Annotated in this window: 10 protein-coding genes; 4 read left to right on the top strand and 6 right to left on the bottom strand. The window is 66.9% G+C overall.

Features of this window, described 5'->3' with window-relative positions; translation table 11 throughout:
• Window positions 1–51: 51 nt before the first annotated feature.
• Complete coding sequence (locus ACH34W_RS46765) at window positions 52–2793, top strand: glycosyl hydrolase 2 galactose-binding domain-containing protein (protein WP_395967709.1); 2742 nt, start codon at window positions 52–54, stop codon at window positions 2791–2793.
• A 6-nt stretch (window positions 2794–2799) separates the two neighbouring features.
• Here ACH34W_RS46765 and ACH34W_RS46770 read toward each other — a convergent pair whose 3' ends face one another.
• Complete coding sequence (locus tag ACH34W_RS46770) at window positions 2800–3621, bottom strand: dienelactone hydrolase family protein (RefSeq protein ID WP_395967710.1); 822 nt, start codon at window positions 3619–3621, stop codon at window positions 2800–2802.
• Between the two features lie 91 nt (window positions 3622–3712).
• Here ACH34W_RS46770 and ACH34W_RS46775 point away from each other — a divergent pair, with 91 nt between their 5' ends.
• Window positions 3713–4417 (top strand): TetR/AcrR family transcriptional regulator, encoded by a 705-nt coding sequence (locus ACH34W_RS46775; protein ID WP_395967711.1) that lies wholly within the window; start codon window positions 3713–3715, stop codon window positions 4415–4417.
• 35 nt (window positions 4418–4452) lie between these two features.
• Here ACH34W_RS46775 and ACH34W_RS46780 read toward each other — a convergent pair whose 3' ends face one another.
• Window positions 4453–5148: a hypothetical protein gene (locus ACH34W_RS46780; protein ID WP_395967712.1), complete on the bottom strand. Its 696-nt coding sequence runs from the start codon at window positions 5146–5148 to the stop codon at window positions 4453–4455.
• 157 nt (window positions 5149–5305) lie between these two features.
• Entirely contained in the window at window positions 5306–6580 is a 1275-nt protein-coding gene (locus tag ACH34W_RS46785) for an alpha/beta hydrolase-fold protein (protein ID WP_395967713.1), read from the bottom strand.
• A 206-nt stretch (window positions 6581–6786) separates the two neighbouring features.
• Here ACH34W_RS46785 and ACH34W_RS46790 point away from each other — a divergent pair, with 206 nt between their 5' ends.
• Window positions 6787–7152 carry a hypothetical protein gene (locus tag ACH34W_RS46790; RefSeq protein ID WP_395967714.1) on the top strand — a complete coding sequence of 122 codons (366 nt, stop codon included), beginning with the start codon at window positions 6787–6789 and terminating at the stop codon, window positions 7150–7152.
• Here the strand turns inward: ACH34W_RS46790 and ACH34W_RS46795 are convergent.
• A complete protein-coding gene (locus tag ACH34W_RS46795) occupies window positions 7127–8269 on the bottom strand; it encodes an acyl-CoA dehydrogenase family protein (RefSeq protein ID WP_395967715.1) in 1143 nt (380 codons plus the stop codon). The genes ACH34W_RS46790 and ACH34W_RS46795 overlap by 26 nt on opposite strands.
• Before the next feature lie 74 nt (window positions 8270–8343).
• Here ACH34W_RS46795 and ACH34W_RS46800 point away from each other — a divergent pair, with 74 nt between their 5' ends.
• A complete protein-coding gene (locus ACH34W_RS46800) occupies window positions 8344–9042 on the top strand; it encodes a MerR family transcriptional regulator (protein WP_395967716.1) in 699 nt (232 codons plus the stop codon).
• 303 nt (window positions 9043–9345) lie between these two features.
• Here the strand turns inward: ACH34W_RS46800 and ACH34W_RS46805 are convergent, their stop codons facing one another.
• Both ACH34W_RS46805 and ACH34W_RS46810 read right to left on the bottom strand, forming a co-directional pair.
• Window positions 9346–9783 carry a YdeI/OmpD-associated family protein gene (locus ACH34W_RS46805; RefSeq protein ID WP_395967717.1) on the bottom strand — a complete coding sequence of 146 codons (438 nt, stop codon included), beginning with the start codon at window positions 9781–9783 and terminating at the stop codon, window positions 9346–9348.
• A gap of 40 nt (window positions 9784–9823) precedes the next feature.
• Window positions 9824–10168 carry a VOC family protein gene (locus tag ACH34W_RS46810; RefSeq protein ID WP_395967718.1) on the bottom strand — a complete coding sequence of 115 codons (345 nt, stop codon included), beginning with the start codon at window positions 10166–10168 and terminating at the stop codon, window positions 9824–9826.
• Between the last annotated feature and the right edge of the window lie 751 nt (window positions 10169–10919).

The raw sequence follows: 10919 nt of genomic DNA on the forward strand, positions 1-10919 counted from the left end.
CCGGCGCGGGATCCGGGGGCGACCGCGCAGAGCCTGCCCCTGGAGGCGTCCATGCTGGCCACAAACAAGCAGCCGGTCACAAACACGCAGCCGGTCAGAAGCGCGCGGCCGGTCAGAAGCGCGCTGCTGGTCAGAAGCGCGCGGCCGGGCAGGGGCGCGCGAGCCACGTTCCACCAGTACGGCTCCATCCTCGTGACGACGCTGGCGCTGCTCCTCATGGTCGGGGCGTGCGCGACCGGCGACGACACTCGTACGGCCACCGTCGGCTCGACCAAGCTCACCTCCGGCTGGGCACTGCGCTCGGCCACCGGCCTGGCCGACACCGGCGGCGCCATCTCCCGGGTCGGCTACGGCACGGTCGGCTGGCACCCGGTCACGCTCCCCTCCACCGTGCTGGCCGGGCTTGTGGACAACCGCGTCTACCAGAACGTCTACTTCGGCCAGAACCTCAAGAAGGTGCCCGACCTCACGACGCAGAAGTGGTGGTTCCGAGGCGAGTTCAAGGCGGCCGCCTCCGCCCCCGGCCAGGCGTACTGGCTCCGTTTCAAGGGGATCAGCTACCGCGCGGAGATCTGGCTGAACGGGACGCGCCTCGACGCGAACGCCGTCGGCACGCTGACCCACCACGAGTACGACGTCGGCAAGCTGATCCGGCCAGGCGAGGCCAACGCCCTCGCGATCCTCGTGACACCGCCCGCGCACGCCTGCAAGGACCTGTCGATCTGCACGGTCGATTGGAACCACGAGGCACCCGACATGAACGCGGGCGTTTGGGGCGACACGATCCTGGAGACGACCGGACCGGTCGCCCTGCGCGACCCGTACGTCCGGACCGTCCTGCCCCTGCCCGCCACAGACTCAGCCGACCTGACCGTCTACGCGGACGCGGTGAACGCGACCCGGGCCCCCGTGACGGCCAAGGTCGGCGGAACGATCAGCAAGGCCGGCCACCCGTCGATCACGTTCGACCAGACGGTCACACTCGCCGCCGGTGAACGGCGCGAGATCGCGTTCAAGCCCCTCCGCGTGACGAAACCGGCCCTCTGGTGGCCGCACCAGTACGGCAAGCCCGACCTCTATCACCTGAAGCTCCGCGCGGATATCGACAAAGTGACATCGGACGTCAAGGAGATCGACTTCGGTATCCGGCAGTTCACCGACTACCGCAAGTCCGTCAACGGCACCTCATGGGCGGCCTACAAGGTCAACGGCAAGAACGTGCTCTTCCGTGGCGGCGGCTACGTGTGGGACCTGCTCCAGCGCTGGGACACCAAGACCAACGCGACCCACGTCCAGTACGTCAAGGACATGGGTCTGAACACGATCCGCCTGGAGGGCACCCTCGGCAACGAGGAGCTCTACGACCTGGCCGACCGTAACGGGATCATGCTCATGCCCGGCTTCGTCTGCTGCAGCGCCTGGCAGAAGGATGACAAGTGGACCGCCGAGCAGACCGAAGTGGCGATGGCGTCCCTGGACAGCCAGATGCGTGCACTTCGCCACCACGCGAGCCCGTTCATGTGGAACTACGGCAGCGACGAGCCGCCGAAGCCGGCTCACCTCGCCGCGTACAAGAACATCGCCGCGAAGCTGCACTGGCAGAACCCGACGGTGGACAACGTCGCCACCTGGTCGAACCCTGACGCGGGCATGAAGATGGACGGCCCCTACGTCTGGGAGCCACCGGTCCTGTGGTGGGACACCACCCGTGTCGGCAGCGCGTTCGGCACCACCGGCGAAGAGGGCACGCAGGCACCGCCGCCGCTGGAGAGCGTGCAGAAGTTCCTAGCGCCGTCCGACCAGTGGCCTCTGGCTGACGCCTGGAACTTCCATGCCGGACGCCCGTCGACCCCCTTCGACACGACCACGCATTACGACAAGGCGATCGACAACCGCTACGGCAAGGCGACCAGCGCGGCCGACTACGCCCGCAAAGCCGAACTCCAGAACTACGAGAACACCAGGGCCTTCTTCGAGGCCTGGAGCGCCCACAAGTACGCCAAGTCGTTCGGGACGATCTTCTGGATGCTCAACAACTCCTGGCCGTCGGTCCAGTGGAATCTGTACGACTACTTCTTCAAGCCCGGCGGCGGCTATTTCGGCACCAAGAAGGCCACCGAGCCCGTGCACATCGCCTACGACTACAACACCGGCAAGGTCTACGTCGTCAACTCGACTCTCGCGTCACGCGCCGGCCTCAATGCGACCGCGACCTTCTACACCATCCCCGACCTGACGCAGAAGCACAGCACGACCAAATCCGTCACCGCGCCCGCGAACGCCTCGTCCGAAATCATGAAGCTCCCGGCGGTCGGCGGCCTGTCGTCCACCTACTTCATCCGTCTCCAGCTGAAGGACTCCTCCGGCGCGAGCGTCAGCGACAACCTCTACTGGAACTCGACCAGGCCCGACGAACTCGGCCCCAAGTCCGACTGGCACCACACCGAGGTCAAGACGTACGCGGACTTCAGCGGGCTCAACAGTCTGCCCGCCAACTCCGGCGTCGCCGCCTCCGCCACGCGAACCACCGCGAACGGACAAGAGACGGCCACCATCAAGCTGACCAACACCAACCCGAAGAACCTCGCATTCTTCGTCCGCCCCGAAATCACCGCAGGCGCCGACGGCAATGAAGTCTTGCCGATTACCTACTCCGACAACTACGTCTCGCTCTGGCCTGGCGAATCCACCACCATCACCGCCACCTACGCCACCCGTGACCTGGGCGGCAAGCCACCCCACCTCCGAATACGCGGCTACAACGTCCCTACAAAGTCGACCCCGATCCCCTGACCCTCGTCAGGCCGTTTTCAGGAGGCGGGTGCGGAAGAGATCCAAAACCTGGTCTAGGGCGACGCGGGTGGGCTCGTTGGGTGCATCGATGAGGTGCTCGGTCAGGACGGAGTGACGTTTCGTGTAGGCGTCCGGGTTGGCGCAGGCGTCGTCGAGCTCGACAGCCACGAAGGCGTCGCCGAGCTCGCGGCGCAGGAAGTCGAACCGGCTGCCCGGTGCCAGCGTGTCGCCCTCGAAGCGGAGCCCCAGGACGGTCAGGCCGTTGGCGCACCTGCCCTTGACCTTCGCCAGGTCCTCAGGCGAGATGTCGATGGCCTCACGCTGCCGGCGAGTGATGGGGAGCGGCAGCGAAGGCTGGGACAGGACCGGGGCGAGCAGGCGATCGTCGGTGGCCATGGCGAGCGCGAAGCCTCCGGTGAAGCACATGCCGACCGCGCCGACTCCGGGGCCGCCGCACCGTTCGTGCTCGCTGGCCGCGAGGGCGCGGAGCCAGTCGATCACCGGCGAGGTCTTGCCGGTGGCCATGACCGTGAACTCCCTGCTGATGCAGATCGGCACCAGCGAGGAGGACACGTACGACGCCGTCCCCCGCCAGCCGTGCGCTTTGGGGTGCGGGTCGCGTCCCGGGCGCCCGAACAGGTGCGGCAAGACGGCAGTGCAGCCGATGCCGGCGACCATGCGGCCGAACTCCGCCACCTTCGGGGTGATGCCGGGCATCTCCGCTATCACGATCACCGCCGGGCCGGTGCCCTGCCGGTAGACCGTCCGGGTCTTGCCCTGGTGCGTGAACGTGGCGGTCTCGAAATCGTGCAGGTCGTCATCGGCCATGGGGCCACCTCCGGGGGTCAGGTTGCTTTGAATTCCACCATGTAAGGCACTACTGACAGCCTGGGCCCCTGCCCTGAACTATGGTGATCGAATGCCGGACTCATCGCCGCGTCGGCTGCCCCGGGGGCGGTACGCGCTGTCTCGCGAAGAGGTCGAACGCATCCAGCGGACGCGGCTGTGCACCGCGATGGCTGAGGCGATGACCGAGAAGGGCTACGTGGGCACCTCCGTCGAGGACGTGCTCAAGCGGGCCGTGGTGTCCCGGCAGAGTTTCTACCAGCTGTTCGACTCCAAGCTCGACTGCTTCATGACCGCCTTCGCCGGGGCCGGCGACCTTCTGCTGCGGCGGGTGCTGGAGTCGGTCGGCGTGGACGAGGCCACCGGACAGGCGCGTCTGGAGGGCAGCCCGCTGGAGCGCTTCGAGCGGGCGGTCACCGCGTACCTGGACGTCCTGGCGGCCGAGCTGCCGTTCGCGCGGCTGTTCCTGGTGGAGGTGTACGCGGCCGGGCCAGACGCCATCCGGCGGCGGAGCGAGGTGCAAGTCACGCTCACCAACGCGCTTGCCGACCTCCTGGAGGTGACCGACGACGCCGGCCGCTTCACCTGCCAGATGATCATCGCGGCGGTCAGCGCCATGGTGACCCCGCTGGTGGCCGCAGGCGATGTGGACGGGCTGCGCGCCGTCGGGCCGCCGGTGATCGATCATGTCCGCCGGCTGTGGGAGTCCGGCACGTTCGGAACGCCCCAGGCCGCCGGAGGCGAAACTCAGACCGCCGGAGGGTCGCCGGGCAGTTAAGAAATTCGTCCGTGTTCATCGGAAACTGAGTCCGTTCAAGCGGCCACCACGGAGTAGGCAAGGGCGATCGCAATGGCCACGCCGTACGCGATCGTGGCGAGGCGGACGGCGCGGAGACGGCGCATCTCGTTCCAGCCGATGAACGCCAGGAGCCAGGCGAGCGCTGGCAAGACCAGCACGCCGTGCAGGCTCACTCCGTGTGCGAGCTTGAGAAACCCGGTGACGGCGTAGGCGGTCTCCTGGCTGCCGGTGTTGGCCTCGATCACGCCCCGGGCGATCATGGCGGCTCCGGTGGCCAGCCCGATCATGAGTGTCACGAATCCGGCCCGCAGCGCCAGCCGCATGTCACCGGAGACCCCCACGTTGGGCCGGAAAGCGATCACGGCCATGATGCCGAGCACGACGATGAGCACGCCACCGCCCGCCGCGAGCACCGTCGAGACCGCCGAGTCGAACGCCGTCTCCCGGTTGATGTGCGACGGCACACCCCGCCAGGCCTGCAGGGTGATGCCGCCGACCTCCACGAAGCAGTCCGCTGCGAAGACCCCAAGCAGAACGTTCCGGAGCCGTTCACCGAGCGGCAGGTACGAGGCGACCCAGGTGACGGTGATCAGCGTCAGCCCGAACGACAACCCGAACGTGGCCGGCTTCCGCCAGGAGACCGGCCCTTCCCAGGGTCCGCCGTCCACGACGAACACCGCCAGATGGAAGAGCCCCGCCGCGATGAGCAAGGCACCAAGCGCATAACAAACCCGCTCCACCCGCCGCCCGTGCGCTGCCACCATCCCGAAGCCCCAATCCGCTCGTGAACAGCTTCATCGTGGGGCGAGGAAGGCAAGCGCCGCGTCCTCCAGGGGGAGGCTTCGCGCCTACTCCGAACCGCGTAGATCAGGTCTTGGTGGCGCCGATGGCGGCGGTGATGGCAGGCCAGCTCCTGACGAGTTCGCGCTTCCAGTACGCCCACTTGTGCGTTCCGGGGCCGTACAGGTTGGCCGTGATGGGGACGCCCGCCGCTTTCGCGGCGTTCACGAATCTGGTGGCCATATACCCGGAGAACTGTTCACCGACCCTCCCGGCGTGCAAGGGGTCCATGCCGGGGTCGTCGTACGGCCCGACGCGGCCGTCGCCCGAGGAGACGTAGACGCCGACGCCCTTGAGCCGGGACACCATCACGGCGCCGTCGTGCGCCCTCCAGTTGGCGCGGGCGGCCACCGGGTCGCCCCAGATGTCGTCGCCGGCGGCCGCGTTCAACTGCATGAAAACAGTTGGCATACCGGGCGCGGTGATGTTGAGCGCGCCGCTGTAGGACGCCGCGTACTTGAACATGCCCGGATGGCGTTCGGCATAGGTGATGGCGCCCTGCCCGCCGGATGACAGGCCGATCGCGGCACGGGACGACCCGGCGTGGAAGTTGCGCTCCATCAAGGGGATGACTTCCCTGATGTGGAAGTTCTCCCACTGCGGGATGCCGCCCTTGCCGTCGTTCCACCAGTTGGTGTACGAGCCGTTCGAGCCGCCCTCAGGCATGACGACCATCACGTCGTGGCCGGCGGCGACCTGCCGGATGTTGGAGTCCTTGGTCCAGGACGTGTAGCGGTTGTTGCCGCCGTGGTAGGCGTACACAACAGGCCACGTCCTCGTGGTCTTGGACTTCCACGACTTGGGGAACAGAACGCGGGTCTTCACCTCCGCCCCAAGCACCGGCGTGGCGATCGTGACGTCATAAAGAGACGTACCGACCTTCTCCAGCTTGGTGATCTTCGCCCCGTCATCGGCCGGTTTGAAGCCCGGCAGTCCCTTGGACTTGGGCATCCGCGGCTTGGACCCACGCCTGTCACCGCGCAGGTCCGGGTCGTTCGGCGACGGCCTCTCGTTACCCGTGCTGAACGGGTTGCTCGGCGGCTTTCGCGTCCGCGGCGTGTTCGGCGGAGGCGAGGCCATCGACTCCGGCCCCGGCAGGAAGTTGCCCGGGATCGACGAGGGCGTCGGCGTGCCGGCCGCAGCCTGGGGGCGCTCTTCACTACGGCCCATCCCGGTCTGCGCAATCGCGATCATGCTGCCGGACAGCGTGACGGCGATCGCGACGGCCGAAGCGATCGCGATCTTCTTGTCGATCGAGCGTCTCTTGATGCTCGCGACCGGCCTGTTGGTGCGCTTCTCCACGGCTCCCCAGCCCCCCGTGCTCCACGCAACATGCGTTCGGAACGAATCTTCGAAGAGAAGTTAGTGTTCCATCCGCCACAAACGCAGGCAACGACAACAAACACGACATCAGGTCACGATTACCACTCGATTCCGCCGAGCATTACCTCCGGGGTAATCGCTCCATGACAGCCCAGGGTGGGAGTGTCGCCCACATGGAACGGGCAATGGAGTTGGCGGCAGGCGGCCGCGTGGCGTGGGGAGCGCTGGCCCTGGCAGCGCCGGGCCTCAACCTGAAGCTGGCAGGCATGAGCGGCCGGGACGCACCCGAGCTGCGATACCTGATCCGGGTCTTCGGAAGCAGGGCCATCGCGCTAGGCCTGGGCTACCTCGCAAGCGATCCGGCAGCACGCCAACGCTGGCGGAAGCTCTGCCTGATGGTGGACGCCTGCGACACCGCCGCCGGAATCGCCCACCTGGTCCGTGGCGATGTCCCCCGCGCATCAGCAGCCGGCCTAACCGCCATCACCGGCGCCTACACAGCCCTGGACATCCTGGCGCTCCGCCCTACACCCCCAGAGACCGCCCAATGATCTCCTTCATGATCTCCGTCGTTCCGCCAAAAATGGTTTGGATGCGGACGTCCTGGTAGGCCTTGGCGATCGGGTACTCGTTCATGTAGCCGTAGCCGCCGTGGAGCTGGACACAGCGGTCGACCACGGTCTTGAGCATCTCGGTGGTCCAATACTTGGCCATCGAGGCCTCTTCGGCGCTGAGCTCGCCCTTGATCTCCTTGGCGATGCACTGGTCGACGAACGCGCGGCTGACGGTGATCTCGGTCTTCATCTCCGCCAGCGTGAAGCGGTTGTGCTGGAACTTGCCGATCGCCCGGCCGAACGCCTCGCGGGTCTTACAGTACTCCAGCGTCGTCTCGAACGCCTGCTCTGCGCCTGACACGGCCGAAACCGCGATGCACAGCCGTTCGCGGGCGAGGTTCTGCATCAGGTAGATGAAGCCCATGCCCTCCTCACCGAGGAGGTTCTTCGCGGGGATCCGTACGTTGTCGAAGAAGAGCTCGGCGGTGTCCTGGGCGTGCATGCCGACCTTGTCGAGGTTGCGGCCGCGTTCGAAGCCCTCCATCCCCCGTTCGACCATAAGGAGGCTGACGCCGCGCGCCCCCGCTCCCGGATCGGTCTTGGCGGCCACGATCACCAGGTCGGACAGGATGCCGTTGGTGATGAACGTCTTGGAGCCGTTCAGGATGTAGTCGTCGCCGTCCTTGACCGCCGTGGTCTTCATGCCCTGCAGGTCGGAACCCGCCGCCGGCTCGGTCATGGCGATCGCCGTGATCAGCTCGCCCGAGCAGTACCCCGGCAGCCACCGCTGCTTCTGCTCGTCGTTCAGCAACTGGACGAGGTAGCCGCCGACCACATCGTTGTGGACCGCGAAGCCGGGCCCGCTGGCCATCGCCCGGGCAAGCTCCTCGTTGAAGATCGTGTAGTAGCGGTAGTCGTCATTGCCGCCACCGCCGTACTCCTCAGGCATCTCGATGCCCAGCAGGCCCTGCCGCCCGGCCGCGAGCCACACGTCCCGGGAGACGATCTCGTCCTTCTCCCACTGCGCGTGGTACGGCGCGATCTCCTTCGCGATGAAGGACCGCACCATGTCACGGAAGGCCTCATGCTCCTCGGTGAAGATCTCTCGCGCCATGCGGTCCCCTCGTAAGTGCTTGCTGATACAGGATTAATGTAACACTGGCACTGTCACATGAGGAAAGAGGTGCGATGGAGCTCACCATCGACGAACTGGCCGCCCGCGCCGGAGTCAGCGTGCGCACCGTCCGCTTCTATGCCGGACGCGGTCTCCTGCCTCCACCCCGCCTGCGCGGTCGAACGGGGCTCTACGGCGCCGACCACCTGGCCCGCCTAGAGCTCGTCCGCGAACTGCAATCCCTCGGCCTCACGCTCGCCGCCATCGAGAGGCACCTCGAAAAGATCCCGCTCGACGCCCAGCCCGAAGACCTGGCCCTCCAGCGAGCGCTCCTCTCCCCCTGGGCCCCCGAGCAGTCCGAAGACCTCGACCGCCACGAACTCGACCGCCGCGCCGGCCGCCACCTCGACGACGAAGCCCTCAAGCGCCTCGAAGCCCTGGGCGTCGTCGAACTAACCGGCTCCACCTCCGTACGCGTGGTCAGCCCCGCGCTCCTCGGCATCAGCGCCGAGCTCGCCGAGTTGCCCATGCCACTCGACACTCTCATCGCGTCCCACGAGGCGGTGGAGCGCTACACCACCGCCCTGGCCGCCGAACTGCAAGGCGTCTTCCAGGACACCGTGGTCCGCCCGTACCGCGAACGCGGCCGTCCGCCCGAGGAACGCGAACAACTCCTCGAACTCGCCACCAAACTCAAGCCGCTGATGATCCAGTCACTGGTCACCTCGTTCCAGCGCGCCGTAGACAAGGCCATCCGCCGCACCGTCCCCTAAGCGCCGTCACCCGCTCTCGGCGCTACGGACCGACTTCGACCACCTTGACGGCACTTGCGCCAAGCCACAGCCAGCGGTGGGCCGCCGCCATGCCCGAGCTGGACCTGGCGTTCATGTGCTTAAGGACTGGCAAGCGCAGGCCAAATCCGACCCTGCAGAAGACGCCGGATTGGATCCCAGGCGCCGCCGTGACGCTGAACAAATGGCCAGCCAGCATCGTCTTGCGACGGCAAACGGGAGATGACCAGGCGCTGCCCAACTCGATCTGGAACAGCGCGCCGTCCAGCGCAATACCGCAGGCGTCTAGCCGCCGAGAATCGCCGTGATCGCCTTATCGATGCGCCGCCGCCGCGTCTCTGGGATTTTGGCCGCCTCGATCGCGAGCACGTGTTTGCGCCGGTGGCTGTAGGCGAGGCGGTCGAACGCCGCCCGCGCGGCCGGGTCGCCGTCCAGCGCCGCAGCGAAATCCGGCGGCTCGTTCACCACGCGCGGCTCGGTGTCGAGCCGGAGATCGACCTCGATCTCGTCGCCTTCGGCGATCCCGCTCGCCTTGCGGTTGGCGGCGCTGATGCCGATCAGGAGCTTGCCGCGCATGGCCGCCACCCGGCTGTGCCAGGTATGGCCGTTGATCGTGATGACGACCGGCGGTCGCTTGCCGGAGCCGAGGGCCTCGACGATCTCTGTCGGGACCTCGACTCCAGCGGCGTTGCCCTGCGGCGTAACCGTGGCCAGGAACTTCATCGGTGCTCTCCCTGCGTTCGGCCGCGCCCTCTCAGCCGAGTCAGGCATCCTGCAGGAGGCCGAACGGGTTGCCGTCGGCGTCCTTGAGGGTGGCGATCAGCCTGCCGCCTCCGACGTTCTTGACATCCGCGACGGTCTCCGCACCGGCGTCCAGGGCCGCCTGCATGCTGGCCTTGATGTCGTCCACGTGCCAATAGGCCACCGGACCCGTCATGCCGCTCTTGTGGCCGTTGGGGTCCAGGCCGATGTCCTGGCCCGCCACCTTGTAGCCCACGTAGTAGGGCTCGTCAGCGTACGGCTCGACGCCCGCGAGCCCGGTGTAGATCGCCTTGGCCGCGGCAAGGTCGGTAACCGGGTAGATGATCGTCTGGATGCCCTTGGACATGGTGCGCTCCCTCACTCAAATCGTGTGACTTCGGCCTGCTCGACCGCCGTCCGGCCGCTTCGTTCGGGCCGTGACATCACGCTATGAGCCCAGGTGAGGGGATGGCTTCTCCATTCGTGACCGGTCCCGTGAAGATCTTCCCCACGGACTTGGCCGCTGCCCTAGCCAAGGGTGACGCGAGACATGGGCTAGCCGTGCGGCCATACCCACTCCACGTTCGCAGGGCACGACCTCCTGACCATCCATCGCAACCGCGGAAGCGATCTCGACTCGGAGCCAGCACAGCTGACTCCGGTGCGCCGACAGCAGCGCGGCCCAAAGTACGGATTCAGGCCACCGAATGCTTCGCCTACACGACATCCGAAACATGCCCGGTGAAAACCCCGCAGGCCCTACGGCTGCCCGAACCCACGGCGTCATCAGGCCACGACCTCATCAGCTGCGTGTTACACCTCGGAGCAGCGGGCAAGACAGGACCCGCGGATGACCACCATTCACCATCATGACCCGCCAGCCACAGACACCCGCGCGGCGTACACCCAGAGCATCAGCGGACATCTGCAATGCACGGTTCGTTCGGCCTGAACGCCCCTCCCAGGCCCGCACCGAGCGGCCCGCTGATCCGGGGACTGTCCTGAATTTTGTGGGTGAGGCGGTGATCGTTGTCAGTTGAGGGTGATGCGGTCGCCGTAGTGCAGTGACAGTGCGTTCAATGCGGCCTTCCATCCGCGGGTTGTGCCGGTCACGTTGG

Origin of the sequence: Actinomadura sp. 6N118, assembly GCF_044326415.1 — a bacterium.
Classification (GTDB): domain Bacteria; phylum Actinomycetota; class Actinomycetes; order Streptosporangiales; family Streptosporangiaceae; genus Spirillospora.